Annotated in this window: 40 protein-coding genes and 1 pseudogene; 17 read left to right on the forward strand and 24 right to left on the reverse strand. The window is 56.5% G+C overall.

All coding sequences use genetic code 11. The features are described from left to right. Nucleotides 1–35 precede the first annotated feature (35 nt). The 21 genes and pseudogenes from BLS41_RS40135 to BLS41_RS25670 all read right to left on the reverse strand — a co-directional run. Nucleotides 36–230: pseudogene (locus BLS41_RS40135) on the reverse strand (hypothetical protein); the annotation flags it as partial. Between the two features lie 29 nt (nt 231–259). Beyond that, nucleotides 260–1,072 carry an adenine nucleotide alpha hydrolase family protein gene (locus BLS41_RS25575; RefSeq protein ID WP_074766811.1) on the reverse strand — a complete coding sequence of 271 codons (813 nt, stop codon included), beginning with the start codon at nt 1,070–1,072 and terminating at the stop codon, nt 260–262. 47 nt (nt 1,073–1,119) lie between these two features. Beyond that, nucleotides 1,120–1,572 carry a hypothetical protein gene (locus BLS41_RS25580; RefSeq protein ID WP_074766812.1) on the reverse strand — a complete coding sequence of 151 codons (453 nt, stop codon included), beginning with the start codon at nt 1,570–1,572 and terminating at the stop codon, nt 1,120–1,122. Nucleotides 1,573–1,635: 63 nt separating this feature from the next. Further along, complete coding sequence (locus BLS41_RS25585; protein WP_074771180.1) at nt 1,636–2,640, reverse strand: RNA-directed DNA polymerase; 1,005 nt, start codon at nt 2,638–2,640, stop codon at nt 1,636–1,638. Nucleotides 2,641–2,962: 322 nt separating this feature from the next. Next, a complete protein-coding gene (locus BLS41_RS25590; protein ID WP_074769904.1) occupies nt 2,963–3,337 on the reverse strand; it encodes a four helix bundle protein in 375 nt (124 codons plus the stop codon). A 17-nt stretch (nt 3,338–3,354) separates the two neighbouring features. Then, nucleotides 3,355–3,813, reverse strand: coding sequence for an Lcl C-terminal domain-containing protein (locus BLS41_RS25595; RefSeq protein ID WP_074769906.1), 459 nt, complete (start codon nt 3,811–3,813; stop codon nt 3,355–3,357). A 29-nt stretch (nt 3,814–3,842) separates the two neighbouring features. Beyond that, on the reverse strand, nt 3,843–4,202 hold the full coding sequence (locus BLS41_RS25600; RefSeq protein WP_074769908.1) for an Lcl C-terminal domain-containing protein: 360 nt from the start codon (nt 4,200–4,202) through the stop codon (nt 3,843–3,845). A gap of 170 nt (nt 4,203–4,372) precedes the next feature. Continuing rightward, the gene (locus BLS41_RS25605) at nt 4,373–5,140 is read right to left on the reverse strand and encodes a lambda exonuclease family protein (RefSeq protein WP_074769910.1); all 768 of its coding nucleotides are present in this window, start codon (nt 5,138–5,140) and stop codon (nt 4,373–4,375) included. Further along, nucleotides 5,137–6,039: a hypothetical protein gene (locus BLS41_RS39390; RefSeq protein ID WP_074769912.1), complete on the reverse strand. Its 903-nt coding sequence runs from the start codon at nt 6,037–6,039 to the stop codon at nt 5,137–5,139. The genes BLS41_RS25605 and BLS41_RS39390 overlap by 4 nt, the downstream gene beginning before the upstream one ends. Then, complete coding sequence (locus BLS41_RS25615) at nt 6,036–6,923, reverse strand: coiled-coil domain-containing protein (RefSeq protein ID WP_074769914.1); 888 nt, start codon at nt 6,921–6,923, stop codon at nt 6,036–6,038. The genes BLS41_RS39390 and BLS41_RS25615 overlap by 4 nt, the downstream gene beginning before the upstream one ends. Next, nucleotides 6,920–7,285 carry a hypothetical protein gene (locus tag BLS41_RS25620; protein ID WP_074769916.1) on the reverse strand — a complete coding sequence of 122 codons (366 nt, stop codon included), beginning with the start codon at nt 7,283–7,285 and terminating at the stop codon, nt 6,920–6,922. Before BLS41_RS25620 ends, BLS41_RS25615 begins: the two co-directional genes overlap by 4 nt. Before the next feature lie 235 nt (nt 7,286–7,520). Then, the gene (locus tag BLS41_RS39140) at nt 7,521–7,694 is read right to left on the reverse strand and encodes a hypothetical protein (protein WP_171910306.1); all 174 of its coding nucleotides are present in this window, start codon (nt 7,692–7,694) and stop codon (nt 7,521–7,523) included. Nucleotide 7,695: 1 nt separating this feature from the next. Further along, nucleotides 7,696–7,884, reverse strand: coding sequence for a hypothetical protein (locus tag BLS41_RS25630; protein ID WP_074769920.1), 189 nt, complete (start codon nt 7,882–7,884; stop codon nt 7,696–7,698). Beyond that, on the reverse strand, nt 7,881–8,108 hold the full coding sequence (locus tag BLS41_RS25635) for a hypothetical protein (RefSeq protein ID WP_074769922.1): 228 nt from the start codon (nt 8,106–8,108) through the stop codon (nt 7,881–7,883). The genes BLS41_RS25630 and BLS41_RS25635 overlap by 4 nt, the downstream gene beginning before the upstream one ends. Beyond that, a complete protein-coding gene (locus BLS41_RS25640) occupies nt 8,105–8,434 on the reverse strand; it encodes a hypothetical protein (RefSeq protein WP_074769924.1) in 330 nt (109 codons plus the stop codon). The genes BLS41_RS25635 and BLS41_RS25640 overlap by 4 nt, the downstream gene beginning before the upstream one ends. A gap of 515 nt (nt 8,435–8,949) precedes the next feature. Further along, the gene (locus BLS41_RS39145) at nt 8,950–9,093 is read right to left on the reverse strand and encodes a hypothetical protein (RefSeq protein WP_171910307.1); all 144 of its coding nucleotides are present in this window, start codon (nt 9,091–9,093) and stop codon (nt 8,950–8,952) included. A gap of 8 nt (nt 9,094–9,101) precedes the next feature. Continuing rightward, the gene (locus BLS41_RS25650) at nt 9,102–9,347 is read right to left on the reverse strand and encodes a hypothetical protein (protein ID WP_074769928.1); all 246 of its coding nucleotides are present in this window, start codon (nt 9,345–9,347) and stop codon (nt 9,102–9,104) included. Nucleotides 9,348–9,458: 111 nt separating this feature from the next. Further along, nucleotides 9,459–9,800 carry a hypothetical protein gene (locus tag BLS41_RS38605; protein ID WP_143026360.1) on the reverse strand — a complete coding sequence of 114 codons (342 nt, stop codon included), beginning with the start codon at nt 9,798–9,800 and terminating at the stop codon, nt 9,459–9,461. Between the two features lie 567 nt (nt 9,801–10,367). Beyond that, nucleotides 10,368–10,877 carry a hypothetical protein gene (locus BLS41_RS25660; RefSeq protein ID WP_074769933.1) on the reverse strand — a complete coding sequence of 170 codons (510 nt, stop codon included), beginning with the start codon at nt 10,875–10,877 and terminating at the stop codon, nt 10,368–10,370. A gap of 1,122 nt (nt 10,878–11,999) precedes the next feature. Then, the gene (locus BLS41_RS25665) at nt 12,000–12,260 is read right to left on the reverse strand and encodes a hypothetical protein (protein WP_074769935.1); all 261 of its coding nucleotides are present in this window, start codon (nt 12,258–12,260) and stop codon (nt 12,000–12,002) included. Between the two features lie 32 nt (nt 12,261–12,292). Next, the gene (locus BLS41_RS25670) at nt 12,293–12,670 is read right to left on the reverse strand and encodes a hypothetical protein (protein WP_074769937.1); all 378 of its coding nucleotides are present in this window, start codon (nt 12,668–12,670) and stop codon (nt 12,293–12,295) included. 171 nt (nt 12,671–12,841) lie between these two features. Between BLS41_RS25670 and BLS41_RS25675 the strand changes: the two genes are divergently transcribed. After that, nucleotides 12,842–13,042, forward strand: coding sequence for a hypothetical protein (locus tag BLS41_RS25675; RefSeq protein WP_074769939.1), 201 nt, complete (start codon nt 12,842–12,844; stop codon nt 13,040–13,042). Between the two features lie 241 nt (nt 13,043–13,283). Here BLS41_RS25675 and BLS41_RS39150 read toward each other — a convergent pair whose 3' ends face one another. The 3 genes from BLS41_RS39150 to BLS41_RS25695 all read right to left on the reverse strand — a co-directional run bounded on the left by BLS41_RS39150 (nt 13,284) and on the right by BLS41_RS25695 (nt 15,171). Beyond that, nucleotides 13,284–13,547, reverse strand: coding sequence for a hypothetical protein (locus tag BLS41_RS39150; RefSeq protein ID WP_171910308.1), 264 nt, complete (start codon nt 13,545–13,547; stop codon nt 13,284–13,286). 255 nt (nt 13,548–13,802) lie between these two features. Further along, complete coding sequence (locus BLS41_RS25690; protein WP_074769945.1) at nt 13,803–14,333, reverse strand: zinc-ribbon domain-containing protein; 531 nt, start codon at nt 14,331–14,333, stop codon at nt 13,803–13,805. Nucleotides 14,334–14,376: 43 nt separating this feature from the next. Next, on the reverse strand, nt 14,377–15,171 hold the full coding sequence (locus tag BLS41_RS25695) for a S24 family peptidase (RefSeq protein ID WP_074771181.1): 795 nt from the start codon (nt 15,169–15,171) through the stop codon (nt 14,377–14,379). A gap of 85 nt (nt 15,172–15,256) precedes the next feature. Between BLS41_RS25695 and BLS41_RS25700 the strand changes: the two genes are divergently transcribed. The 16 genes from BLS41_RS25700 (at nt 15,257) to BLS41_RS25790 (ending at nt 24,209) form a co-directional block, all read left to right on the forward strand. Further along, nucleotides 15,257–15,523, forward strand: coding sequence for a hypothetical protein (locus BLS41_RS25700; RefSeq protein ID WP_074769947.1), 267 nt, complete (start codon nt 15,257–15,259; stop codon nt 15,521–15,523). A gap of 112 nt (nt 15,524–15,635) precedes the next feature. Further along, entirely contained in the window at nt 15,636–16,034 is a 399-nt protein-coding gene (locus BLS41_RS25705; RefSeq protein WP_074769949.1) for a hypothetical protein, read from the forward strand. Between the two features lie 353 nt (nt 16,035–16,387). After that, nucleotides 16,388–16,576 carry a hypothetical protein gene (locus tag BLS41_RS25715; protein ID WP_074769953.1) on the forward strand — a complete coding sequence of 63 codons (189 nt, stop codon included), beginning with the start codon at nt 16,388–16,390 and terminating at the stop codon, nt 16,574–16,576. Further along, on the forward strand, nt 16,576–17,439 hold the full coding sequence (locus BLS41_RS25720; protein ID WP_074769955.1) for a hypothetical protein: 864 nt from the start codon (nt 16,576–16,578) through the stop codon (nt 17,437–17,439). Before BLS41_RS25715 ends, BLS41_RS25720 begins: the two co-directional genes overlap by 1 nt. Then, a complete protein-coding gene (dnaB, locus tag BLS41_RS25725; RefSeq protein WP_074769957.1) occupies nt 17,436–18,824 on the forward strand; it encodes a replicative DNA helicase in 1,389 nt (462 codons plus the stop codon). The genes BLS41_RS25720 and dnaB overlap by 4 nt, the downstream gene beginning before the upstream one ends. Next, nucleotides 18,821–19,312, forward strand: coding sequence for a hypothetical protein (locus BLS41_RS25730; protein WP_074769959.1), 492 nt, complete (start codon nt 18,821–18,823; stop codon nt 19,310–19,312). Before dnaB ends, BLS41_RS25730 begins: the two co-directional genes overlap by 4 nt. Next, nucleotides 19,309–19,875: a hypothetical protein gene (locus tag BLS41_RS25735; protein WP_074769961.1), complete on the forward strand. Its 567-nt coding sequence runs from the start codon at nt 19,309–19,311 to the stop codon at nt 19,873–19,875. Before BLS41_RS25730 ends, BLS41_RS25735 begins: the two co-directional genes overlap by 4 nt. Nucleotides 19,876–20,065: 190 nt before the next feature. Beyond that, nucleotides 20,066–20,800: a metallophosphoesterase gene (locus BLS41_RS25745; RefSeq protein WP_074769965.1), complete on the forward strand. Its 735-nt coding sequence runs from the start codon at nt 20,066–20,068 to the stop codon at nt 20,798–20,800. 150 nt (nt 20,801–20,950) lie between these two features. Next, complete coding sequence (locus BLS41_RS25750; RefSeq protein ID WP_074769967.1) at nt 20,951–21,133, forward strand: hypothetical protein; 183 nt, start codon at nt 20,951–20,953, stop codon at nt 21,131–21,133. Continuing rightward, nucleotides 21,130–21,357: a hypothetical protein gene (locus BLS41_RS25755; RefSeq protein ID WP_143026361.1), complete on the forward strand. Its 228-nt coding sequence runs from the start codon at nt 21,130–21,132 to the stop codon at nt 21,355–21,357. Before BLS41_RS25750 ends, BLS41_RS25755 begins: the two co-directional genes overlap by 4 nt. After that, nucleotides 21,354–21,533, forward strand: a complete 180-nt coding sequence (locus BLS41_RS25760; protein ID WP_074769971.1) for a hypothetical protein — start codon at nt 21,354–21,356, stop codon at nt 21,531–21,533. Before BLS41_RS25755 ends, BLS41_RS25760 begins: the two co-directional genes overlap by 4 nt. After that, nucleotides 21,530–21,724, forward strand: coding sequence for a hypothetical protein (locus BLS41_RS25765; protein WP_074769973.1), 195 nt, complete (start codon nt 21,530–21,532; stop codon nt 21,722–21,724). The genes BLS41_RS25760 and BLS41_RS25765 overlap by 4 nt, the downstream gene beginning before the upstream one ends. After that, nucleotides 21,721–22,137 carry a recombination protein NinB gene (locus tag BLS41_RS25770; RefSeq protein ID WP_074769975.1) on the forward strand — a complete coding sequence of 139 codons (417 nt, stop codon included), beginning with the start codon at nt 21,721–21,723 and terminating at the stop codon, nt 22,135–22,137. The genes BLS41_RS25765 and BLS41_RS25770 overlap by 4 nt, the downstream gene beginning before the upstream one ends. Beyond that, on the forward strand, nt 22,112–22,873 hold the full coding sequence (locus tag BLS41_RS25775) for a recombination protein NinG (protein ID WP_083380081.1): 762 nt from the start codon (nt 22,112–22,114) through the stop codon (nt 22,871–22,873). Before BLS41_RS25770 ends, BLS41_RS25775 begins: the two co-directional genes overlap by 26 nt. Nucleotides 22,874–22,884: 11 nt before the next feature. Beyond that, complete coding sequence (locus BLS41_RS40140) at nt 22,885–23,727, forward strand: DNA cytosine methyltransferase (protein ID WP_366486889.1); 843 nt, start codon at nt 22,885–22,887, stop codon at nt 23,725–23,727. A gap of 272 nt (nt 23,728–23,999) precedes the next feature. Then, nucleotides 24,000–24,209: a hypothetical protein gene (locus BLS41_RS25790; protein ID WP_074769981.1), complete on the forward strand. Its 210-nt coding sequence runs from the start codon at nt 24,000–24,002 to the stop codon at nt 24,207–24,209. Nucleotides 24,210–24,483 lie beyond the last annotated feature (274 nt).

The following is a 24,483-nucleotide window of genomic DNA, read 5'->3' on the forward strand; positions in this document are numbered from 1 at the left end:
TGCGCTACATCGGAAGTAAGAGCGGCGCGGCGGTTCCATGCGGCAGCGAGCAATTCACATTGACCCGGCATTTGTGGCACGGTCGGCGCATGGCAATCGTCCATGATGCAATCGGAATCGTGATGTGCGACGATGCGCCACCAATCTCGAGCGACTTTGTGCATCGTTGCCGACGCGCCGCAAAACGGGCATGGCTTCAGCGTCACTGCTTCAGTATTAGATTCGGTCATGATTATTTGGGCGGTAAGGGGTTAGGCGGTTAGGACATGCATTCGCACGGCTTGGCGTCGAAGATCGGCCGTACCGCAATGATCTTTTTCGCTTGAGCCCAGAAACGCTGTGGCTGGATGTGTTCGGTCGCCGGAATGCCGGCCGCCTTCATGCGCGCGAAACGGTCTTCCATGTCTTCGAGATAGACGGCGCCAGTTTCGTCGTGGTGAATCGAATAGCCGATCTCGTCCTCGGCCCACTTTCCCTTCAGCCAGATGTCGGGCCGCGTGCAGTACACGACGTACCAGTGCTGCCATCCAGCCTTGAGGCACCCGACGCAGTTCGCGTGCTTGAATACGCCATATGTGTTCGGCAGGGAAACGCCGATTTCCATGGTACTGACGATCGTACGGTCCGCCCACAGGGCAACGGGATAGTCCGTCTTCCAGCCCATTGCGCCCATGATCGAAGAACGTCGCTGGATGCGTCCGGCTTCGTTGGAGTCGAACCCGTAGTAGCAGACCGTGTTTTCCGGGTTGGCGTTGGCCGCCATCCACTTCATGAACGGCTCAGTCTTCAGCACGCTGGTGCAGAACTCCTGACCGCCGTCCACCTTGAACGCCTTCTTCGCGACAGTCACGTCGAACTGGTCGAGCTGCGCGTTTGCGTAGCTTGCATACGTCACTGGCAGGCCGAGATGGTCAGCGACCTCTCGCTTGAACCGCTTGATGTCGGCGTCTTCAGTCCAGAACGGCAGATCGTGGTTCAGCAAGACGATCTCGTCGCCAGCGAACCGGCGAGCGACCTCGATCGCTACAAGCCCTGAACTGTGGCCGCCGGAATAGCAGACAACTCGTTTCATATCGTCTCTCTCAGTCAATCGCAGAAAAAGCGTTTATCTGTGGGGCGTCAGAACGGCAGATCATCGTCAGGATCGCCGGTCAGTCCGGGTTCGCTATCTGGTTCCGCATGCACCCGAGGGACCGCCTTCACGCGGATGCAGATCAGGTCTTTGCCTTCGAGGTCGTAGCAGTCGCTCAGATCAACGAAAGCCTTGTATCTGGCCTTGCTGCGCGTGCTGGCGCTCACAGTGAACACTGCCGGGCTATCCCAGTCATCCCACCTGTCGCGCGGCAGCAGACACTTCCATTCGCGCAGCGCGGGGGCGTCGATGATGTCGCCGTAGACGACCTTGTCGACGGGGTGATAACGGCGCTCTTCCTCGCTCTTGTCGCCGTCGATGACCACGCAGAGGTAATGACCATCTGCGCCCACGATCACACCGGTTTCGCCGTAACACGTGACCTGACGACCGCGCTCAGCGGGCACGCCGTAGTGTTTGCGGATGTAGTCGAAGCTCATATTCGTCTCGCGTTCAGGTTTATTTGTGATACAGATATCTGCCGTTTATTCGTCTGGCAGATATCACTTTCCACGGTATGTTTTGGTCAATGCCTTGTTGACTGCGTGGCCCCGTTGGCGGATAGCATTGGCCAACTGAGCGCGGTCGTGGTGGCTGCTCGGTGCTTGATTGAGCAAACCGAAATAGCTGTTTGATACCGCTAGGAAATCATCAGGTGACACTCGGCTCACACGGCGTACCGCCTCAGTAACCGTTCGTCGCCGAGTTGACCGCGACCACGGCTTGATGACGTGGCCAACAAAGTCAATTCCGCGATCGACTGGCTGCAGAATCGTTTTCTTCGGATTCAGGCGAACGCCGAGCCGAGTTGGAAGGAATTCGGTGACGTCCGCGAGGATCTCGTTGAGCCGCTTTGGCGACTCGTGCAGAAATATGAAATCGTCCACATAACGGATGTAGTACTTCGCTCCGAGGACGTGCTTGGCGCGCTGGTCGAGCACATCGAGGAAAACATTGGCGAAAAACTGGCTCGATAGATTGCCGATCGGCAAACCCCGATTCGCGGTCTGTTCCATCAAGCGCTTGTGAGGCGGAACCTTCGCCAGCAGCCTCTGATTCCCGCGGAACTCGAAGTCTTCCCGTGGATCGTGCATCAGCACGGTTTCTGTCAGCGATGCCCAGAATGGCTCTGATACCTTCGCCAGTAAGAGACCTCGCAGAATGTCCTTGTCTATCGAGACAAAGAAATTCGCCAGATCGCACTTCAGGTAAAACGCAGGGCGAGACCAGTTCTGCGTAATGCTCCTGATCTTCGATTCGAGACGTTTTGCTGCATACAGCGTCCCGCGACCGGTGATGCAGGCACATGAATCGGCAATGAATGATCTTTCGAACTGCGGGCCGATGTGGTTGTAGAGCAGGTGATGCACGATGCGATCGCGAAACTCTGCCGCCCATACTTCGCGCGGCTTCGGCCTCGTGATCACAAAGCATATGGAGCGCCCCGGCGCATAGCTTCCGTCGACAAGTTCGTCGTAGAGGCCACGAAGGTTGCGCTCGAGATGCACTTCGAACGCCAATGCACTGTTGCTGTTCCGTTTCGTGCGCCGACAGTCGAAATAGGCTTCGACCAACTCGGCGAATGAAAAGGGTTTTCGATCTGCGGACGACACGGGCACGACAGTGGTTGTTCTTGTCGTTGTTGTTCTGGTTGCCGTTGTTGAAGTTCTGATACCAGGCCCAGCCGCATGTGTCGTGCTATCTACGTTTTCCGTCCGATTGCTCGGCTGGGAAACTGCGCTGGACCTGTCCGCATGCTCGCGGCTGGTTTCCATGGTGCGCATGTCGGTGGCCTCGTGAGCCAGCGGCACGACCAGATTGAAATATCGCTCAGTCATGAAGGCCTTGACTTCCATGAAGCGGGCGACGTGCGGAATTGCGCCATCCGTTAGCCTGTTTGCCGATGCTGGTGGTTAGCTCGACCGCTGCTGCATACGCCTTCTTGGAGATCAACCGCTTGTCCATCGCCAGCCGGACGAGAAGGTTGATAACCTCAAGCCGCTCAAGCAACTCCATCAGATGTGGCGCCTTGTCCTGAGCGACGTTCGCTCTGAACACCAACACCGTTATCTCAATGCACTCGAGGTTGATCTTCTCGCCGATCGAACGCTTGAAATCGCGCTGCATGTTCTTGACCAGATCGGTGACCACATCCAGCAGGTCATACGCTACTTTGTAAATCGGCAAACTCGTATGGATGGCCATGAAATCTAATTATTAAATTATTCAATAACTAATCTGCGGACGACACGGGCACGACAGTGGAAGTCCTTGTCGCCGTGGCTCTGGTGGCCGTAGTTGAAGTCCTGATACCAGGCCCAGCCGCTATTCGTTTCGTGCTGCTGCCCCGACCAATACCAGGCCGATTGAAACTCGCCCTTCAGGTTGGCAAAGAGCAGAGACTGTTCGCGCCGGTTCGGTAATTCGCCGCCCTGCTCCGCGGCCCACTTTCCAGCGTCCGCCCAATCGACTGTCTCGGCCTCGCCGGGAAGAAGAATGACGTGATGGCCTGGTGATCCGTCCTCGCCAATAATCACGCCCGCGTATTTCTCGCCCGGCGCCAAGGAAATTTCAGCCGCCTCAATCTGGATGATCGACGTAGCTGCTTGTCGCTCGAATTCAGCGATCATTTTCGAAACCTTCATTTGTTCGGCCTTGATAGCCTCAAGCGTCACCGTCATGTCATGCGCTCCTGAAAATTACTGAATGATTAAATGGGCAATCTGCGGACGACACGGGCACGACAGTGGCCGACCTTGGCGTTGAGGATCTGGTAGCCGTTGCTGAAGTTCTGAAACCAGGCCCAGCCGCTCTCACGGTGGTGCGTCTCGTTGCTCCAGTACCAATCCTTCTGGAACAGATCGCGGAATCCGGCCCAAAGCATCGCCTGCTCTACCCGCGTCGGGAGACCGCCACCGATGCTTTTCGCCCACGCGAGCTGGTCATCGAACGTCGCATCGTCGCTATCGCCTGGCAGCAGAACTACGTGATAAAAATCACCGTTCTTGTCGCCGATCGCGCCGACGTACACTTCGCCCTCTGCGAGCGGCGGAATCTGAAGTTGTTGCATGATTTTCCTTGTCGAAAAAATGGCCCTCGTAGTAGAGGGCCGAACACACTCCAAGCGTAGGGACCAATTACGCCTGGGAGTTGATGCGAGGGGGCGCACCACTACACCGCGTATTCAGGGAGATTCACGCCTGGTTGGCTTCATCCCTTGCGGTGAGTGGTGCGTGAGGGTTAAGCGGCTTGCTGGCGAAGCTGCTTCTCGTACTGGGCAACAAGCATGGCGAATTGCCAGAGGTCTTTCTCCATCGCCTCGATAAAATTGTCGTCGCGCTGAACTTCGACCATCGTGAATTGCTTGCCGACTGGCGAAAGCGCCGGACAGTACAATCCGATATGCCACCACTTGCGACCGGTCAGCCAGAGACAGCCCTGCGCCTGCTCAAGCACCTCGGTGAAGTCGTTATCCAGCAGGATCGCGCGCAGTTTGTCAGGAGCGACGAAGCACTTGTATTCGCTGCCGCCATCTTCATTGATAAGCCCGTCTGCGCTCGCTCCAAACAGTCCGTCATCGGTCGTCACGAACCCCGCTCGCTTCACGAAAAGGCCAGTTTTCGCTTCATGTTCCATGCGAGCCTCGGGCTCCAGATCATGCCCCCGGCGCATACTCCAAGTCTCGAATCCCTCATCCAGTGGCTCGCCGCTGATGCGTTCAATCGCCAAACGGAACGCGTAATCCTTGGCTGCGTCTGAATAGTCCCCGACCTTTTCGCCGTTCAGCGCTCGGTTAATAATGTCCGACTTGGGCGTTACCTTGTATCCGGCGGCTTCGGCGGCAGCCTTCTCGGGCGTTCCCGCAAGTCGCAGCGCAACGAATTGCTTCTGGCGGTCGTCGAGATCTCCGACTTTCTTTCGAGCGGTTGCAAACATGCTCGCCGTGATGCAACCGGCTCTGCTTTGCAGCCATTCCCGCGATCCTTGCGCACATTCGATGATTTTCACGACTGGCCTCCTTCGGCTGCAAGTTGACGCTGAAACTCGGCTTCCATCTCCGCGTCGTCGACACCGGGTTCGCGCGGCGGCAGATCGGTCGGCTTTGCCGGGAGTGCCTTGCTCTTCGCCGCCATCGCTGTCTTGAACGCATCGGATGCTGCGGCGTCTTTGGCGGCGTTGATCTCTTTGACCGCCCGCTTCCAGAGCGTGTCGAACTGGTCTCGCGTTGTTACCGCGTTTGCCTCGGCCACCAACTTGATTCCCAGCGCGCTCAGCACCGGCTCACCTGGCTCGTCGTCGTGCCGGTACTCTTCTGGCAAGTCTTCGATGTCTTGCGTGAAGATGTCAGACGCAGCGGTGACGTTCAGCGTCATGGCAATCTTGGCGCGCTTACAGGCCATCTTGAGGATGGTGTTCGCCTGGTCGGCAGACTCGGTGCGAATCTGCTGTTTCTTCTCGACCTTGTTGTTCCACTTGGCGAACTTCAAACGGCGTAGGTTTTCGGGTGTGACTTCGAATTCCTCCGCGCAGATAGCGCCGCGCCACTTGTACTTTTCCTCGTGGGATGAGCACTCCCCCATCCCCTCACCTAGCACGACGCCAGTTACCTGATGGATGCCGACGCATCGCACTCGAAAGCGGGCCATACCGTCAACAGTCAGGTCTTCGATCTCGTACTTATCCGCGACGCGGAAGGTCACGCAGAGAACTTCTGCGCCCGGCTTGTACAGCGACGGCTTCTTCGTGCCGGGAATCACGCCGTAATGTGTTTCGCTCTTCATGATGGAGCGCATCACTTCCTGCACGAGATTCACGCGCTGGCGAATCTCCATCGCGGAAAACTGATGCACCTCACCTGCAACGATGCCGGCGCTCTCGCGCCGTGGCATTTCGATTACTTCGTTCATGCTGCTTTCTCCATCTGATCTGCGTATGCCATGTCGAACGTCGCAATCCAGCCCAACGCGACCTCTGGCGTGACCTTGAATTGCTCGGCCAATACGCGGATGATTTCCGACTCGCCCGGGCCGTTCAGTTCAAACTGAACGCGCTCGCGGCGCTTCTGTTCTGCGACGGCCGCATCCTTCTCAGCCTGAATCCGGGCCGCTTCGGCTGCTTGCTCGTCTGCAATGCGCTCCCGCTCGGCCAATTCGGCACGCTGCTGCTCAATCGCTTCACGTTCTGCGGCGATTCGTGCTTGTTCCGCCTCATGAGCCAATTGCGCAGTCAGCATCTCGCCCAGCTTCGTGACTGCGGCAAGCTTCGCCACCTCAGCCTCACCAGCGAATTCCTGGTGAGTCTCAAGCGTGATCTCGACCGCCTCCAGACTCTCGATTGCTGCGGCAATCGTCTCGGATGACTTGCCGACCAGCGTTGAGGGGATAGCTTGGGTTTCGGCGATGCGCTTGCGGATGGCGTCGACGCGGGCTTTTTCTGCTGCGGCTTTGGCCGCTTTCTCTGCGGCTTCGGCCTCGTCCCATGCATCCCTAAGCGTAATCAGGCGCTGCTCCTCTGGCTCGATAATCGCGACAAGAGCGTCCTCTTCAGAGATAACGGCCTTGCTGAACTTGGTGGCTTCGTCTCGGGCGTCCTTGCCGACCTTTCTAATGTCGGTGCGTCGAGTTCGCAGGGCCATTGCTGCAGCGTGGCATTGTTCCCGCGCAGCTTTGTTCTTAATCTCTGCGATAGTCGATGACTGCGCGACGAGTTCGCGGAGCTTGACCTTGTTTTCGACCGATCCGAGTGCGATTGCTGCGCGCTCCGGAATCGTCAGTTCTTTAGACTCGCTCACGCGGCCTCCTTGTATCTGGGTGCGCCCTTGTATTGGGGCTGAGGTTGCCGAAGCGGCGGCCGGATCGCATTCCCGAGAAGCACATTCCAGTGCTCGGCGATATTCCGGACGACCGGCCCGGCGTCGTTATCGATCTGCCCTCGCTCGGGCGCTTCGCTAAGCGGCTCGACAACTGAGCATGGAACAGCGACCGTGCTATGTCCGCTGTTGTAGTAGCCGAGGTCAGCTAGAACTGCAGCTTCTGAATACTTGCCAGACCAGGACAGCGGGTAGGAATAGCCGGCGTCGTTCGGGCGCCAGAATGTGATGTACAGATGCTCCCGCCGCGTGTGCTTCAGGCTAACGATGTAGAAGTCGGTCATGGTTCCATCCTTAGATATTCATTAGGGTTCGGAACCTCGCTCACCATTCTCAGAAACCGTTCCGCCTCCTGACTTGTGCGGAAGTAGTCTGAATCGCGCGAGCCGGGTCCAGTGAACCCATCTTCATCTGTGTGTAGCGTTCCGACGTAGTAGCCGGCCGCCGATCGCAAGACCCGAAGCTCGGTGTAGCTATCCTTGTCAGGCACGCAATCGAGATTCGTGACCATCGGCGATTTCATCGCGCACTCCCATACGGCACCGTCCGACGCTGAACGCGATTCGCCGGGTGCAGCAAGTACTTCGTTCCCAGTGCCTCAATCGCACGCTCGCGCCGCTCGTCCATACTGTCGACGTACTCGCTCATTTCCCGGAGCGTCTGCTTGCGTTGTGCTTCGTTGTAATCGGTCATGTCAGACTCCCAATGCCGCTTTAACAGTCAGCGCAGCAATACAAACCAGTGCGCCAGCGAGTGATGCAAATCTCACCTTGTCGTAGATAGGATCAAGGCGCTGCATTCGTTGTTCGTCGGCGAGGGCGGCGTAGGCAGCGTCGCTAATGCAAACCTTCGCGTCTTCGGTTTCGAAGTAGGTGGAACTCATGACATGTCCTTTGCTCTGGCGAAGTCGATGCACGCTCGCACTAAAATCGCTCGATCGCTTCCGATCAACACGCCGTCGCCCACTTCGTCCACGCCGAAGCTTTTGGTGACCCGGTAACGCGTTCCGCGCCACGAGAACTCGACAGAATCCTGCGAGATATCAAAATCCCGCATCTGATCTGGATATGGAATCGCGCGAATCAGCAATTCGACGATCTTGTTCATGACTGGCTCCCGGTGGCCTTCGCGATTGCGGCGTCGATGTCATCCATCACGCCGTAAATTGGGTCATCGCTCGGCACTGCATCGCACGGGACTAGGCCGACATAGCGGCGCGCTTTGATCAATAGATCGAGCAGTTCTGGCGCGGCTTGAAAGAGCATCGCGACGGCTTCCGCCTCCTTTGGAGAGCATCCCGGACCCGCCTGCACATTCGCATAGACACGGTTGCAGAACTGCTCCTCGCCTTTCCGCCATCCGTAATGCTGCAGAGCAAAGACGGTAGTTCCGACTCGCTCATACGGTCCTGCCGTGTGCTTGATCTCGCTCATCCCGCACTCCTCATCTCATCGAACAACCTCACGCGCACTGGCACAGCCCGGTCATCATCCCGGTTGTGCTTCCAGTCGCTGAATCCGGCCTCCCAGTCATCGTTGGGGTCGTATTCCGGTTCGTCGTCTTGCTCCGGTTCGGGGCGAAACAGTTCCCAAACCGCTTGATTTGCTCGTTTTCCCACGGCGATCTCCTGTAGGAGTGCGATTTAATATGGTTGGAACCCTGGCGGATTGCAGCGTCTCGCACTGGAATTCGTCAGAGCGGTCCGTCTCGTGGACCAGCCGGATGCATCACGCACTTCTTTACTAGCGACGAGGCACAGCCCTTATCTCACCGGAGGGAGCCACACCAAGCATTTTCTTGAAGCCAGGAGGGAGTTTCAGAAACGAGGCACCTGTAACGCTGCATCTGCCGATGTTTCAAGGCCACCTTCGGCTGGGCGCTGTGTTCATAGTCCGAATTCCACGGACCCCGGCGATAGAAAAAACTACAGCGGCCGTCGCTTAGTCATTCAATCCAACGGCCCAATCACCTTGGCGCGGAAGCGGAGCCACGCGAGCCAGTCGTCTTGCCGCTCTCGATCGCTAAGAACGCCATTGATCAGGTTGCCGAGGTACGCCCAATATTCACGATCATTGGTGGTGTATTCGCGCATGGCTGCTCCTAGTTGAACCGGATCGTCGCGCCCTTCATCCAGCCTGAGCAGACAACGCCCTCGGTGAATTGCCCTTTCGGGCCGCGCGCTTCGAATCCGGTTGAAAACGTATCGTGCTTGTCGCATCCGAAGAACGAATAGCCCGTCAGTTTGATGTCGGTGAAGCCCGACGCTTCCAGCGCTTTGCGAGCCGCTGTTTCGTCGGTGCAGCCGGCCATCGCGCAAAGCGCAAGAATTAGTGCGATCTTTTTCACTCCACCCCCAATTGTTTATCCGACTCACTTCCCCGATGCGTACAGCTCCATGCAATTGCCGCAGCACAGACTAGTGAGGCGGCTAGAATCCAGTAGAGGTGGGGGTTCATGTCATTCCTCGATCTCGATGGGGACAGCGACGACAAGTGACCGCTCGCCTTTTGCTGCTTCCTCGGCTTTTTCAGCCGTATTCCATGTTGTGTACGACCCAATGCGGGAAAGGCTTTCGTGCGGGTACAGGTTCACGAATACCGTGCGCTTCTTCGGGGCCATACGCAGGCGCTCTTCGACATTGCTAATGGCTCGCGCATCGCCATCGGGCCATTCAATGATTGGTCGACCCTTTTTCGTTTCTCCAATTACCCAAGCATCCGAATACCACGGACTTGATTTGTCGGATCGGATTAGGATCGGATCGCCAGCAAGGGCGCGTTGCAAATTGAATGGTTTCATCTTCAGCACCAGCAGATATCATCGAGACGCACTAGGTGGCTCTCAATCACCCTACCCGTCCGGGTTTTTGCTTCAGACCGGTAGACCCATCCTTGATGGGGCAATTTGGCAAGCGCCGCTATCAAGCGGTGGACTGCGCGTTGGGCGGGCATCACACGCTTGTACCTGCAATGAGTTGCTCGATCCGATCTGCCACATCTATTGCAGTTGTGAATTCCCCGTATGACGGATAACACTCGTCATAAAATAGATACTCAGCATCTTCTCGCCCCAGTCCGAAAAAGCCCCTAACTGCATCCCACGATTCCTCACCCTCAAATTCGGGAACTCGATCCATAGAATTCCAGCGCAGACCTTGATCTATCAGGGGCTGATAGAAACATGCATGGCCAACTGCACAGGCCGTTGTTCCGCAGTTCCACGTTCTCAGGTGAAACTTCGGTTCTGCGTCCACCGGCAGCCCGCGCAGCATCGTCACCATCTGCTCAAGTCGCTCTCGATGCATATCCCTCTCCAAATAAGTTGTACTGACGGCTTGTTAGGTGCCGATGCGGATGAAGACGTTGGTTACGTCGACGCGGTTAAAGAGCCAAACAAAGCGACGTAGTCGGTATAGCGCACGAAGTCGCCGCTATCGTGGTCGGGATAGACGCCGCCACCTTCACCGCTGCTTTCGCTGAAGCGCTCCACATAAGGCAGATCAACAGATTCGCGTGCCGCCCCTTGCGCCTTCACCAACGCCCGCGACAGCCAGCGAATTCGATCCTTGACCGCTGTCATCCAGACGATCGGCATGTGCTGGCCCGGCTTCGGATTCAGCATGTCGTCGATCGACAGCTTTGCGTCGTAGTTCATGAACGCGCCGTTGGCCAACTCGTCGTCGGTCAGGTTGCCGAGCGTCAGTGCAGCGCGCTCACAGTCGTAATGGCTGCCGTGGGGATCTGCTTCGCCATTCGTGCGCCACGCCGCGGCAGGTGTCGTCGCTGAAAGCAGCTCATGCGCAAACCGGATTTCCTGCTCGGTTGCTTCCGTGCCGTAGACCTTCACGGCGATCTCGCGAATCTTCTCTTCAGTCATCATCAATCCCCTAATGTGATCTAGATGTTTTAGGAATGGGGCTGGTACTGATCTCCAGCATCAAGAGGTTAGCTAGTCGCCACCGTTTCCGGCGCCCGTAGGCAGAGTGACAACCCCGGCGGTGCGCATCAGTCTGCGCATTCCCATCCCAAAAACATCCAGTGGTTTAGCTTTCATGGAATCGGGCCGGCGCTGATCTCCGGCACAACCTGTAGCAATGTCGTCGGGCGCCCTACTGTAGCGACGGCGCATCAGCCTGCGCATTCCGATTCCATCAAAGCTAGTTGGTTGGCTCGGGCTTCCACCGAGCCGCCAGCCTGGGATATCGCGGCTGTCTACCCCTCAGATCCGGCCTGGCGGTCGCGGCTTCGGGCGCTTTTGGTAGTGCGTCAGCACTCAAGAGAACGCACGTCGCTTTGTCAGGGAGTTTCCTACTGGTGTTTCCGGTCTCATTAAGCCGCGCCATTTCTAACAGGGCTCTCGGATCTGAATCTAGGCGCTATCAGGCGCTGTCTCACCGAGTCGACCGGCCTTACGCCGGATTACTTTGACAGGGAGCGAAATGCGTTCGCTTCAGTGCTGCTACACACGCCGGCCGCTGCAACACCCTTTTGATCGGCTCAGGGTCCGGCGTGTTTTGATCTTCTCGTGACATTCGCCGCTTCCTTCATCTGGTAGCCAACATCGGCCTAGCGCAGAGATTCTGGCGTCACGTAACGGTCGATTTGATCAGACCGTGCGGCTAGTCCCGAAGGAGGCCGCAGAATTCGATTGTTAAAGAGCTTTGCCTGACCAGGCGACGCTATGCGCCTGTGTTCCTCTACTGCGGTAAATCACGGTCTCGTCAGTGAGCGCGTTACGCTCAGACCGGCTGCGTTCTCCGCGACCGGTTTCGACCTTTATCTCTATCCAATTCCGTTTTCGGCGTCACTCCGATGTGCGTACCGGGTGACGCACCAGTTAGCCGTAATCCAACTTTGCCAACCGGCTTGGCGCTCGCTGCGAGCGAAGCGCCCTTACTTGGTTAAGCTGCCACTTTCGAAGTACGCACACTTCGATTAGAGGCAGCAGGAATAAAATCAGCATCCCTTCCCCTCTCCCGCTATGCGGTTGGTTTGAGATTTAGGCGGCAGCCTTGGCTTCTTCCGTCGACCCGCCACAGAACGGGCAGAAGTTGAAGAACATGCTGATTTCCTTCCCCTTCGCGCCTTTGAAGCCCGGCCTGTCGGCTTTGATTGCGTACGGCAGATACGGCCGTTCGCTCACGCCACTGCCAAACACGATCGCGACGTTTTTCGCCTCAACCTTCGCGGCAACGCCGAGCTGCTTCGAATAATGCTCAGCAAGTCGAGCCTCGTTGTCGCGTACGCAGTTGCAAGACATATCGCTCTCCAGTGAGTCTGTCGGTCTAAGATTTAGTGGCTGGCAACAAGCATCAAGCCAAAACGGTCAACCCCAAGTCGGTACAGCTCATCGTCCTGACCGTAGATCCGATCCGCGAAAACGCAAATGCCTTCGTGATCAAACGCCTCGATGCGAAACGCGTACTGCGTTACGCGCACTGCTGACGCCGGCAAGGTGCGGCCCGTATGCTTCAGAATCGCCGCCTTAACTCGATCAATCTTTTTTGCTTGTGCTGCCACGACCGCGGCATCGTCTGCCTCAAGAGCCTCGACCGCGCTGAACATGCCGAAGTTGTCCAACACGTAGCCGATCATGTCGCCGCCAGTCGGCAGCTCGGCTTTAAGCCAGGAGCCATCGAGGAACGTGATCTTGCAGATTTCGGTTTGCATAGCGCTCTCCAATGTGACGTTGTTGGTGCGGGGTGGTGCTGCTTGGTATGGACTCTATTAAACACCATGTTTAAACACGTGTCAAACACGATGTTTCATTTCGCTCAAGAAATTTGTAACAGAGGAGGGGTATGTGGACTAAGCTTGTAAACACGTGTTTAGGAGGCGGCCATGAAACCCTTCGACGTGATCACGATCTTCGAGCGCCTGAATGTGGAGGGTCGCGCGGGCATACCGATTGATGAGGCGTGCGCTGGCTTCGCCGGCTGGCTAGCCGATCGATGGGAGAGTTTTGAGGGTGACGACCTGGCGCTACTGACGTCAGTAGGCGCTACGCTGTGGCGGGAGGGGTTTGCGCAGAGGCAGAAATGAAAAAGCCCAGCTCGGGGCTGGGCTTCGTTGCTATTTGCTAAGAATCACCGCGTAGAAGTCTTTTTGTGAACATGACGGCCTCGGACCTCGAAGGCTCCAAACTCTCCAGCCCGCCCCCCCTTTTGCGTCTTGATCATGGTGTCTTGGACTTTCACCGCAGCATGGAAAGCGCCTACGAGAGGTGCGAAGTATAGGCGCGGCGTTTCCCTTGCCGCATCAACAAATACCTTCAATGCATCTTTCATTCCGACATCTCCCTATATGCAACTTTGAACGCACTGAACAAAAAGAACAGGAGTGAAATCACGTCAAAGCCAAAAAGTACATACTCTAAAGCACTGAGACCTATCACCAAGTTCGGGTCCAAACCCCATTCCGCAAGCAGATGAACGAACCTTCCCAACAGAAAAGCTACAAGGCCGATGATTACGAACAGTGCCGCAGCTGCAGTTGCGTGTCCGGCAAATGCCAAGACCGCCTTATACAATGGTGTTTTCCCGGACATTGGTGTGCGCTACTGCGCCTTCAATTTGTTTGACGTATCCGGCCGCCCAAGCTTGGCCAAACCGTTATTAACATGTGTGAATTGTACACACATACAAGGTATTCGGCTGTTAAGTTCGACAACCTATTCGGCGTGGGAGTTCGGCAACGAACCAAGGAAAGATTCGGAAGTAACTTCCCACAATGATTGGACGAATCAACCGGCCGTCTATGGATGGACTAAAGCAAGCTATCGGTCCAGACGATAGACCGACATTCATTTGGACAGCCTGCCCTCGCGTACGCGGACATCCAGCACGGTCTTGTTGTCCTGCCCGAGGTCACACTCATATATGACTGGCGTGTAAGCGCCAAATCCGTTCTGAAACTCGGCTTTGTCGCCCACATAGGTGATGATCCCGTCCTTCTTGTTCGACCAGCGGAAGCGGCTGAACTTGGTTTCGAAGGTGCCATCAGTCCACTTCACGCTATGTTTCGCCAGCCGCTCAATGTCGTCCTGGCAGTACACGCCGGCTGCGACAACGCCTTTGTCGCCCAAGCATTGAAGGTCGTCGGCATTGCATTTTTCGGCGGCGACCGGTGTTGGGCTCTCAGCGGCTTTGGGAGCATCACCTTTGCCGCTACTCATCAGGCTCGAAGCCACCCAGAGCATCAGTCCTACAACTACGATGCCAGCCACCAGCTCGGCCGGCTTCGATGTCTTTTTGACTGGCGCGCCGCACTTGACGCACGCCTTCGACTTATTGCTTATCTCCGTGCCGCATTCTCGGCACTTGAAGAGAGCCATGATCTAACCCCGTTTTTTGTATTTTTTCAACTGACAACCTGCTTCAGTTACCGCCCGCCAACCCCGATCCTGATCGGTAGATAACTTCTCCAGCGATATGAAGTCCCTCGAGCTGGCTGGCGAGAATTATCTTGTCTGGATATTCCGGGTTGTACGAATGGAGCCGCAAAGCCCCCTCCGGCTCCTTGAAGATCTGTTTAACCAATGGCTCATCCTCAAAGGTGACAGCATAAATCAGGCCATCTTTCACCCGAGTTTTCGCCGTACAAATCATCATCATGTCTCGATTGAACAAATAGGGCTCCATGCTCCGGCCATGAACCTGAGCCAATTTGCAATCTTGCGGACGGACGCCCAGCGCTTTGAAAAACCCAATATCAAAAGGCAGCGCTTTCTTTTGTCGTACTTCCCATTGAATCAAACCGTTCCCCGCTGAGTAACGATAGTCATAACGGTCGATCCAAACCCGATCTGCGTCGGGCTCGAGGTCTTCCGGCTTCTCCCATGTGACTAAGTTACCGCTGCCCGCAGGCAGCAATTTATCGATTACACGCTGCGTTTGCTCGCTGATCGACTCATCCTGTTTGCCAGAAACATGCAAACGAGATGCATCGATCATCTCCCCCTCGCCGGTCTGTAGCCAAACCGCGCTACATCCTATTAGTCGCTGGGCATCCAGCATTCCCTCTTTGGAAACCCCGCGCGACAGCCAGTTCGTGATTTTTTGAGGCGAGACGCCGAGCAGGCGTGCGACATCAGAAGGGCCGACCGCACCCTTCAAAACCCTGGCGGCCTCCAGCAGCCGCTCTCCGCTCGCTTGCTTCGATTTATCTTTCATGCGCCGAATCTTTGCATAAGTAAACAAAATGTTGTTACACGTAGCGTTTGACAACGGGATAAACATGGTGTTTAATTGATACACCATGATTAAACACACCGAACTCCACCCCGACAGCAAGATCATTGACGATCTTGGCGGCCCCTCCAAGCTCGCTGAGCTGTTGGGTTACGACAAAACATCGGGCGGTGTGCAGCGCATCCAGAACTGGAAGCGACGTGGCATACCTTCCAGCGTCAAGATCGCCCGTCCCGATCTTTTCATGACTGATCTGATCGACCGCATCAAGTCCATAGACGATGCCCAGAACAACCCGGGCGGACGGCGGGCAAAACGTAATACGCAGAAGTAGGTAGTTAGGTTTCAAATTTTCCTCAAGGGGGCTTCGGTCCCCTCTATTTGGCACTTATAGCCTCTCGTAACGCGTCACGTAACCACATCGTATTTTTAAAAGGGAGCTTCAAATGCAAACGCACTACTTGCCTCATGAGGAAACAAATCAAGCCTTAGCGGCCGAGCCGCGCGGGTTCACTCCTTCGCCCGCGCGATTCCTTCCGAAGGAGGAAGTCGCCGCCTGCGTAACTTATCGTGATGCCGTTCGCCTCTGCTGGAAACATCGGAACCCGCGCGGCATGACGCAAAGAACGTTGGCCGAGCATCTGGATATCCCGGCGTCCCACTTGTCGAGCATGTTGAACGAAGAGCCAGTCGACGAGAACGGGAAGGCCCGCCAGGATCTTCCGGCGCGACTGATCGACGAGACGCAGCGCGTTGCAGGGAACCGGGGCATTTCGCAATGGCTGATGCGCCAAGCCCGGTTAACGATTATGGAAGAAGTAATCAACTCACAGGGGAATCTATGACATGACAGAAGACGAGGCGCTCCAGATTAGCCGAAAGGCTGCACAGGACGCCCGGAAGCGGGTGGGGGTTGACGATAGGGAGGCACTCGATAAGGAGTTCGAGTCGAAACAGGAGTCTGATCCGAGGGTAGCCGAAGCTCTATTGGCTACAGGACTGCTGGGTCTGCAGTCAAAGCAGGAAACGAAACACTGAAGTACGCGCCGGTCTCAGGGCCGGCGCCACCCCTAGCCCATTAGTTGTACTGAATCCTTGTGAGGTTAAACATGAAAGCATTGATTGTCGGAGGCACGGTTGTTCTGCTGTTCGCAGTTGTTCTGTGCAGCGTCGGCACGTTGATTCTGGCGCACTGACCATGAACGCGCCGACGCCTATCCACTCGGACCCGCTTCTGGCGGAGGTATTCGAGCTGCTGCATCCCATGGAACTTTGCCAGAGCCGCGAGCCGTTTCAGTGGATGGCGAGCGACGCATTGCGCAAGTTGAGCGCCTATGAGGCCCAAAGCCGCGCCAAGACGCTTGATCGACTGATGAAGGGTAACTAATGGATTGGTTCCGCTGGTGGCATGGCACGGTAACAGACCCGAAATTTCAATGGGTCTCGCGCCGTTGCGGGCAAGACGTCGCCACGGTGATTGCAGTCTGGGCCTGTCTGCTTGAATGCGCGAGTAATGCAACGCAATGCAACGCAGATGCAACGCGAGGCAACGTTGCATCGTTTGACTGCAACGATTACGACGTTTTGTTGGGTCTTGACGATGGTGTTGTGAAGAAAGTTTGTGAAGCGATGGTCGAGAAAAAGCTGGTCGTTGACGGTCGAATTGCGGGTTGGGATGGACGTCAGCCAAAGCGCGAAGATTCCGGCAATCCCAATACTGGCGCGCTTAGCAGTACTGAGCGCAGTCGTTTGCATCGTGAAAAATTGAAACGTGAAGCAACGACTGGGGACGAAATGCAACGCGATGCAACGCAAGGCAACGACAGAGAAGATAAGAGTAGAGAAGAAACAAACCAATCATCTACTGACGTAGATGAAGCGATCGACGATGTCGGATCGCCCTCTGGCGACAGGATTGCAAATTGTCCTCACCAGAAGCTGATCGAGTTGTATGCAAAGCATTTGCCTGAGTTGCCCTACCCGGCAATTTGGGAGGGAAAGAAAGCGCAGGCAATGCGAGCGAGATGGCGGTGGGTTCTGACAGCCGAGAAACGAGACGGCAGTCGGCACGCCACGGATGAGGCGAGTGCCGTCGCCTGGTTTGAGAGGTTCTTCTCCTACGTCGCCAAAAGCGATTTCCTGACGGGGCGGAACGACAAGTTTATGAACTGCGACCTGGGTTGGCTGATGAAGGCCGACAACTTCAACAAGGTCATGCAAGGGAACTACGAGAACAAGGCTCCGAAATGAATGCACCGGACAAATTCATCGAAGCGGCGCGTGAAGTGCCGGCATCCGTCGAAGCAGAGCAATCCGTGCTTGGCGCGCTGATGGTCGACAACGATTCGATCGACCGCATTGGCGACCTGAAGGAATCGCACTTCTATCGCTACGACCATCGGATGATTTTCGAGCACATCTCGAAGCTGATCGTCGCCGGCCGTACCGCCGACATGATCACGGTATTCGAGGCCCTGGGTAACTCCGGGAAGGCTGACCAAGTTGGCGGCCTTGCTTACCTCAACACGTTGGTGCAAAACACGCCTGGCAGCGCAGGGATCGCCCGGTGGGCAGACATCGTGATCGATCGATGGAAGTTGCGCGGCTTGCTGTCGGCCTCGGATGAAGTCGCTGAAATGGTCTTCAACCGCGCTGGCAAGTCGGTTTCAGAAATCATCAGCGAGGCTCAGGCCAAGTTCGAGCCGCTGGCGGAAGCCAAGTCGTTCGAGCCGAAAATGCCGGGGCCGATCCTGACGGAAATCGTGACGGAGATTGACGAGCGCTACCACGGCGCCCCGCTCTCGGTCACTTCGACAGGCTTCGCGGATATGGACGCCAAGCTCGGCGGCGGCCTGCGCGGTTCCGAACTGGTCATCGTCGCCGGTCGACCATCGATGGGCAAGACTGCCTTCTCCATGAACATCGCCGGGAACGTTGCGCAGGACGGCGGCACGGTGCTGGTGTTCTCGCTCGAAATGTCGGGCAAGGCGCTGCACCAACGGAACATCGCCCGCATCGGTGGCATCCCTCTTGGACACGTTCTGGACGGCAAGAAAATCACTGAGAGCGACTGGCCGCGCCTTACTCACGCCGTATCAGTCATGTCGGAAATGATGCTGCTGGTAGACGACACGTCTGGCCTGTCCATGGCGGAAATCGCGAGTCGCAGCCGTACCGTGAAGCGCCGCTATGGTCTGAAGATGATCGTCGTTGACTACATCGGTCTGATGACGGGCGGCACCGAAGAGCGGCAAGACTTGAAGATCGGCGGCTATTCCGCTGGCCTCAAAGGTCTGGCAAAGCAGCTCGACATCCCAGTGGTTGCCCTCGCCCAGCTGAACCGTGGCGTCGAACAACGCCCGAACAAGCGACCGACCATGGGCGATCTACGCGACTCTGGGGCTATCGAGCAAGACGCCGACATCATCCTGATGCTCTACCGCGACGAGGTCTACAACCCGGACTCTCCCGATCGCGGCACAGCGGAAATCATTGTTGGTAAGCAGCGAAACGGAGAGACAGGCCCAGTCCGTCTCGCATTCATTGGCGAACACCAAAAGTTCGCAGACATGGCACCGGGATACGTGTCCGCACCGCGCACGACGCCCGAAAAAACTCGCCGGGGGTTCGAATGAGTCGCAGTCAAAAGCCAAGAAAGAAATACAACCCGACGCGCTTTATCGAGCGTATCGCTGCTAACGCCGAAAAGCGTCGTGACGCTAATCCGCTGACCGATGACCAGCAGCGCGATCTGGGCCTCGCCTACCACATCGCTTTCGAAAACATGCTTAAGCGTGGCAACGAAGAAGATTGGTACATCCTCGCGTCGACCATGAATGTTGCGCTGGTGTTGGCAGAAAAGGGATATGGCGAAGAGTTCATTCCTGAAGTCAAGGCCGCGATGGAAGCAATGATGGACGCGAAATACCGTGCTGATCGGACTGGCCGCTGGGCGTTCGATGGCGCAGGTATCCAGGCGATGCGTGTTGCTCTCGAGTTGCACGACCAGCAGTGCGCAATGGCCACGCGTGCGGAAATCAAGGTCGTACTGCAGGCGATTATCAAGCGGGCCAACGAAGGCCACATGTATGCCGCTGAGCAATGTCACCTGGAGGCAGCATGAAGACCTGGACCGACGAACAGAACGAGCTGCTGCGCCGTTTGTGGCCGACAGGCAAAAGTCTGAAGCCTTATCTGGATCAATTCGGCGATAGGCCCTACAACACCGTGATTTCGCACGCTCATAAGGTTCTCGGCTTGGGTTCCCGTCCGAAATCCGCGCGCGGTGTGCCTGGTTACGCGTGGGAAATGATCAAGGCTGAACTCAAGAAATCCGATGGGACGGCGCCTGAATTGATCCAGCGCACAGGACTTACAACGGCTCCTGTATGCGCCCTGATCAAGAAGGCAAACCCAGGGCCAAAAGGCGAAATCCACATCATTGACTGGCGTAAGCGGCTTCGAACTGGTGGATCGCCGGTCGCTATTTATACCCTCGGCCCCGGAAATAACGCTCCAAAGCCAGAGCCGTACACGACATCGGAAAAGTGGCAACGGAAGGTTCGTCGACGCAAAGCGAAGGCCGATCCGTTTGCCGCCGCAGCAGGGCTCGTTCAAGCGCCTGTGATGCCGAAAGGACGTATCTATCACCACCTTTGGGACGACCACGAACGGGAGGCCGCATGACCACTCCATGGAAAAGCTGTGCAGAGCCGCCAGAGAAAGACGGTTACTACGAGGTCGAACGGCTATTCAAAGACGGTGGCCAGCTCTGGCCGCCAGAGCCGATCAGGTGGTCTGGTCAATGGGAAGTGAATAAGGGCAGCGACATCATGCCGTACGACAGGTACAGGCCTATTGGAGTGGGAGACGGGGAATGAAAAACGCATTCGTACATCGCTATACACAGAACACCGCCGGGCGTGACTTCGCTGTCGGCGACATCCACGGCATGTTCCGGCTGCTGCAAATCGAGCTAGACAACATGGGCTTCGATGCCTCGCGCGATCGACTGTTCAGCGTCGGTGATCTGGTCGACCGCGGCCCTGATTCCGAGTTGTGCCTCGAATGGATCTCGAAACCGTGGTTTCACGCGGTGCAGGGCAACCACGAGGATATGGCAATTCGCTATGTGAATCCAGGCCACCGTGACGCCGCTCACTACGCAATGAATGGAGGTGCTTGGCTGATCGGCAAGACGCCGGCAGAACAGGCGGAATTCGCGCTCGAACTGGCTGCCCTTCCCTACGCGATCGAAGTTGAGACGGCAGACGGAATGATCGGCATCGTCCATGCTGACGTCGCTGGCGAAACGTGGGCTGAGATGGTCGACAAGTTCGCGGCCGTCACCAGCAACAACAAGCTGAAGGCAGTCACGAATCACTGCCTGTGGGATCGGATGCGCGTTACGTCCGAGGATCAATCCGGCATTCCTGACGTTCGTGCCGTGATCGTAGGTCACACGCCTCTGAAACGCCCCGCTGCACTGGGCAACGTCTACCACATCGATACCGGAGCAGTATTCCGCGAAGGCTATTTCACCTTCATCGATCTAGCGACGCTCGAGACGATTCCGGCGATGCCGAAGAAACTTGAATGGGAGGCAGCATGACCTCGACAGAGAAAGCAACCATTTGCGCACAACTCATTCGCTGCGGCACATACCGCAACCGATACCGCTACTGGCGTCACGTAGAAGGCTGCGATGTCATCGCGTCGGCTTTCGTGGCTTTCGTGACGTGGATCATTTACGGAGTCTGACATGCCCACCCTACACGCCCCAACCCAGTTAGTCACCGGCATGACCCACCGCGAGATGGTCGACATCATGGCTGGCGCAGACATCTTCTGCAGCGTCGACAAGTTCGCGCGCATCCTGCAGGACGCTCAGCGTCGCGCTCTCGCCCACACGGCTAATCAGGAAGAGAAGGAGGAAGGTCAGTGATGGAGGTCCGCTATATCAATGGCGCATTCGTGGCCCTCACCGAATGGTATCCGCCGGAAATTAAGCCCAAGCACGTCGGAGTCTACGAAAGCCAGATTTTCGACTGCGGATTCATCTATGACTGGTTTGTGAACTGGGACGGGAGTGTGTGGCGAGACAAGAGCGGTTGCAGCCTTCTCGACCAAAACATCACATGGCGCGGGATTTTGGAGAAAAGCGAATGAGTTCAGCAGAACACGTAGTCGCAGTCGGGCAAATCGCCCGCAAGATCGAGGAAGCAAGCGCCAAGGGTTTCCGCAATAAGCCCGCAATGGAACTCCTCTACTCGCTGGAATCGGCGCTTGACGATCTGCTCGTCGCAGCAACGCGGGAGTATCTGGCTAGTGAGGTGGGAGCGTGAGCGACAAGCGAGTCACCATTAGCAAAGTCCTGTTCCACCAGAAGCAGAACGATTTGCTTCTGCGCTGGTGTGAGTTGGCCGCATCGAACGGAGGGTCGTTCAGCATCGGACAAGAGTGGTCCGACCGCAACTGGTACACGACCTACACCATTCAGTGGCCAGATGGCATGAAGACGCCGGAGGGGATATGAGCGACAAGCAAGTCTTCCGCCTCGTCCATGCCACCGCCCGTCAGATGGCAAGCCGAGCTGTCGTCAATGCGCCGGATGGATTTATCTGTGAAATCAAGCCGCGCACAAGGTCTTTGGATCAAAACGCAAAGATGTGGGCGATGCTGGCCGACGTGTCACGCCAAGTCGAATGGTACGGCCAGAACCTGACGTCGGAAGAATGGAAAGACGTTCTCACGGCGGCGCTCAAAAAGCAAAAGGCGGTTCCGGGGATCGACGGCGGCTTTGTTGTGATCGGGGCTCGTACCCGGAACATGACGATCCGGGAAATGGCTGATCTGGTCGAGTTGATGTACGCGTTCGGCGCCGAGCAAAACGTGCAATGGAGCGAGCCGGCGCAACAGGGCTATGACGGCATTCGAGGTGCCGCATGAAGAACAGCCAACTATTCGCGATCCTGTTCGCAATCATGTGCTCGCCGCGCATGTCGACGCCGTTCGCGCTTGGCAGCGCCGGGGTTTATCTGGTGATGATGTTCGTGGCGATGTGGAGGGAAGCTTGATCCGAGCGTCACTCAAGCCCCGCAAATGTGCCCACTGCAAGGATGTCTTCACGCCGGCCCGCTCGATGCAGAAAGTCTGCGGCCCTCTCTGTGCGGCCGGATGGGCCAAGGCCGTCGCGGAGAAGAAAGCCGCCCGCGCCAAGAAGGACGAACGGAAGTCACTGGCCGAGCGCAAAGCCAAACTCAAGACTCGACGCGAGTGGATTGCTGAATGCCAGGCGGTCGTCAACAAGGTGGCGCGGCTGCGGGACATTTTAGCGGGGCACGGCTGCATCTCGTGCGGTTCAAGGCCTGATGCACGGTTCGGCGGAGCAATGGATGCCGGCCATTTTCGTTCTGTTGGAAGCGCTGCACATATGCGCTTCTTTCTGCCGCAAATCAGATTGCAATGCGTTAAGTGCAATAGGTATCTCGGATCGAATGCCGTCGAATATAGGAAAGGACTGATCGAACGCATCGGAATCGACCGCGTAGAAGAAATCGAGTCAATGCAGTGGACGGCGAAATGGTCTGTTGAGTATTTGCAGCGACTGAAAAAGGTGATGAACAAGAAAGCCCGCAGGCTGGAGCGGCGGATTGAACAACAGAAAGAATTGGAGGTCGCTTGAATGAGCTGGCATTGTTCGCAGGCGCTGGTGGCGGAATTCTCGGCGGCCACATGCTTGGATGGCGTACCGTCTGTGCTGTCGAATACAACGCCTACGCCCGTAGCGTATTACTGGCCCGACAAAACGACGGAACACTCTCGCCTTTCCCGGTTTGGGATGACGTCAGAACCTTTGACGGAAGACCGTGGCGCGGAATTGTTGACGTGGTTTCGGGAGGTTTTCCTTGCCAAGACATCAGTGCAGCTGGCAGGGGCGACGGTCTCGATGGCGAGCGAAGTGGGCTATGGGCGGAAATGGCTAGGATTGTTGGCGAGGTTCGACCGCGATACGTCTACGTGGAGAACTCCCCAGTCCTCACTTCTAGAGGGCTCGGACGAGTTCTTGGAGATCTGGCCTCGCTGGGGTTCGATGCGCAATGGGGAGTCGTGGGAGCGGCAGACGTGGGCGCCCAGCATCAGCGCGACCGAATCTGGATTGTGGCCCACTCCCAACTGCATCGGGTATCGGAGCGACGGGGAACTGCTTCTGTTGTCTCGCAAACTGAAATCTCGCGAGGAGTATCTGGCGATGTCGGACCGGGCATGCAACAGCAAGCGGGAGAGATTCTGGCCCACTCCGACAGCATGCATGAGCAAAGGAAGCTCGGAGGCAGCTCTGACCAGAAAGGATGGCAGAAGTCGCGAGAACGACCGATTGGACCATGCGGTTATGGCTTCGACCGGTGGCCGACTGAACCCGGAATGGGTCGAGTGGTTGATGGGATGGCCCATAGGGTGGACCGACTTAAAGCCATTGGAAACGGGCAGGTATCAAGAGTGGCTGCAGCAGCATTCACCCTACTACAAAGAGACTAAGGAGGCCGCATGACCTGCCAACGATACGGCACAAGCTGCGCCCCATGCGAGAACGGCTGTTTCGTAAAGTTCAGCGACTACGAGAAGGTTGTAGCGGAACGGGATGCGGCGATTGAAATGGCAAATCGCAACGCCCTTGACGCTTCGCGGTGGCAGCACATCTACCATGGGAAATATGTAATCGCCGAGGTAATGCCTGACGGGCGACTCCGAAATCTCGGAGGGGGCTACGTTGGAAAATACGCAATCGACGACTGCATGAAGGAGAAACCATGATCAACATCGGCGTCCTTCTCGTCGGCTTTGTACTCGGTGTATTCGCTCTCGGCCTACTCGTGTTTCTGGTGGTTCTCCATAAGCCGCGCCCTGCTGCGCCTACGCTGCGTAGGAGGAAAGATAAGCCGGTTCAGATTGTGCCGGATGCGGAAGTGAGCGGAATCAACTATCAATGGCTGGGCGTTACGGGGAGTGAGCAGGAATGAAAGTACTTATTGTCCGCAGGAAATTTCTTTGGCTTATCCCCTACAGCTTTGAGGTAGAGCGGCCACATATCAAACGGTGCAGCCCGTCCGGAAAATTATCGCCCCGATACGCGCATGTGAAGCGCTGCTATTCCTGTGAAGGCGCTGGTCAAATTGGATTCGGAGTTACGCCCATGGAGGCATGGAACGACTGGGCGAACTGGGCGCTTACTTGATCCGCAAAATAGGTGATTGACAACACCTAATAATTGTAGGTGTACTGATTTTTTGGTAG

It is taken from the genome of Paraburkholderia fungorum (assembly GCF_900099835.1).
GTDB lineage: Bacteria > Pseudomonadota > Gammaproteobacteria > Burkholderiales > Burkholderiaceae > Paraburkholderia > Paraburkholderia fungorum_A.

Bases quoted from the DNA above. Each gene is read 5' to 3' on its own strand.
- BLS41_RS25730 (WP_074769959.1), top strand. From the start codon at position 18,821: ATGAGTCGCAGTCAAAAGCCAAGAAAGAAATACAACCCGACGCGCTTT.
- BLS41_RS39390 (WP_074769912.1), bottom strand. From the start codon at position 6,039: ATGAACGAAGTAATCGAAATGCCACGGCGCGAGAGCGCCGGCATCGTT.
- BLS41_RS25760 (WP_074769971.1), top strand. From the start codon at position 21,354: ATGAGTTCAGCAGAACACGTAGTCGCAGTCGGGCAAATCGCCCGCAAG.
- BLS41_RS25675 (WP_074769939.1), top strand. From the start codon at position 12,842: ATGAAACCCTTCGACGTGATCACGATCTTCGAGCGCCTGAATGTGGAG.
- BLS41_RS25715 (WP_074769953.1), top strand. From the start codon at position 16,388: ATGAACGCGCCGACGCCTATCCACTCGGACCCGCTTCTGGCGGAGGTA.
- BLS41_RS25620 (WP_074769916.1), bottom strand. From the start codon at position 7,285: ATGACCGACTTCTACATCGTTAGCCTGAAGCACACGCGGCGGGAGCAT.
- BLS41_RS25595 (WP_074769906.1), bottom strand. From the start codon at position 3,813: ATGACGGTGACGCTTGAGGCTATCAAGGCCGAACAAATGAAGGTTTCG.
- BLS41_RS39140 (WP_171910306.1), bottom strand. From the start codon at position 7,694: ATGACCGATTACAACGAAGCACAACGCAAGCAGACGCTCCGGGAAATG.
- BLS41_RS25750 (WP_074769967.1), top strand. From the start codon at position 20,951: ATGCCCACCCTACACGCCCCAACCCAGTTAGTCACCGGCATGACCCAC.
- BLS41_RS25580 (WP_074766812.1), bottom strand. From the start codon at position 1,572: ATGAGCTTCGACTACATCCGCAAACACTACGGCGTGCCCGCTGAGCGC.
- BLS41_RS25720 (WP_074769955.1), top strand. From the start codon at position 16,576: ATGGATTGGTTCCGCTGGTGGCATGGCACGGTAACAGACCCGAAATTT.
- BLS41_RS25735 (WP_074769961.1), top strand. From the start codon at position 19,309: ATGAAGACCTGGACCGACGAACAGAACGAGCTGCTGCGCCGTTTGTGG.
- BLS41_RS25670 (WP_074769937.1), bottom strand. From the start codon at position 12,670: ATGCAAACCGAAATCTGCAAGATCACGTTCCTCGATGGCTCCTGGCTT.
- BLS41_RS25630 (WP_074769920.1), bottom strand. From the start codon at position 7,884: ATGAGTTCCACCTACTTCGAAACCGAAGACGCGAAGGTTTGCATTAGC.
- BLS41_RS25690 (WP_074769945.1), bottom strand. From the start codon at position 14,333: ATGGCTCTCTTCAAGTGCCGAGAATGCGGCACGGAGATAAGCAATAAG.
- BLS41_RS25640 (WP_074769924.1), bottom strand. From the start codon at position 8,434: ATGAGCGAGATCAAGCACACGGCAGGACCGTATGAGCGAGTCGGAACT.
- BLS41_RS38605 (WP_143026360.1), bottom strand. From the start codon at position 9,800: ATGAAACCATTCAATTTGCAACGCGCCCTTGCTGGCGATCCGATCCTA.
- BLS41_RS25700 (WP_074769947.1), top strand. From the start codon at position 15,257: ATGATTAAACACACCGAACTCCACCCCGACAGCAAGATCATTGACGAT.
- BLS41_RS25575 (WP_074766811.1), bottom strand. From the start codon at position 1,072: ATGAAACGAGTTGTCTGCTATTCCGGCGGCCACAGTTCAGGGCTTGTA.
- BLS41_RS25705 (WP_074769949.1), top strand. From the start codon at position 15,636: ATGCAAACGCACTACTTGCCTCATGAGGAAACAAATCAAGCCTTAGCG.
- BLS41_RS25600 (WP_074769908.1), bottom strand. From the start codon at position 4,202: ATGCAACAACTTCAGATTCCGCCGCTCGCAGAGGGCGAAGTGTACGTC.
- BLS41_RS25665 (WP_074769935.1), bottom strand. From the start codon at position 12,260: ATGTCTTGCAACTGCGTACGCGACAACGAGGCTCGACTTGCTGAGCAT.
- BLS41_RS25660 (WP_074769933.1), bottom strand. From the start codon at position 10,877: ATGACTGAAGAGAAGATTCGCGAGATCGCCGTGAAGGTCTACGGCACG.
- BLS41_RS25770 (WP_074769975.1), top strand. From the start codon at position 21,721: ATGAGCGACAAGCAAGTCTTCCGCCTCGTCCATGCCACCGCCCGTCAG.
- BLS41_RS25790 (WP_074769981.1), top strand. From the start codon at position 24,000: ATGATCAACATCGGCGTCCTTCTCGTCGGCTTTGTACTCGGTGTATTC.
- BLS41_RS25775 (WP_083380081.1), top strand. From the start codon at position 22,112: ATGACGGCATTCGAGGTGCCGCATGAAGAACAGCCAACTATTCGCGAT.
- BLS41_RS25695 (WP_074771181.1), bottom strand. From the start codon at position 15,171: ATGAAAGATAAATCGAAGCAAGCGAGCGGAGAGCGGCTGCTGGAGGCC.
- BLS41_RS25745 (WP_074769965.1), top strand. From the start codon at position 20,066: ATGAAAAACGCATTCGTACATCGCTATACACAGAACACCGCCGGGCGT.
- BLS41_RS39150 (WP_171910308.1), bottom strand. From the start codon at position 13,547: ATGTCCGGGAAAACACCATTGTATAAGGCGGTCTTGGCATTTGCCGGA.
- dnaB (WP_074769957.1), top strand. From the start codon at position 17,436: ATGAATGCACCGGACAAATTCATCGAAGCGGCGCGTGAAGTGCCGGCA.
- BLS41_RS39145 (WP_171910307.1), bottom strand. From the start codon at position 9,093: ATGCGCGAATACACCACCAATGATCGTGAATATTGGGCGTACCTCGGC.
- BLS41_RS25635 (WP_074769922.1), bottom strand. From the start codon at position 8,108: ATGAACAAGATCGTCGAATTGCTGATTCGCGCGATTCCATATCCAGAT.
- BLS41_RS25590 (WP_074769904.1), bottom strand. From the start codon at position 3,337: ATGGCCATCCATACGAGTTTGCCGATTTACAAAGTAGCGTATGACCTG.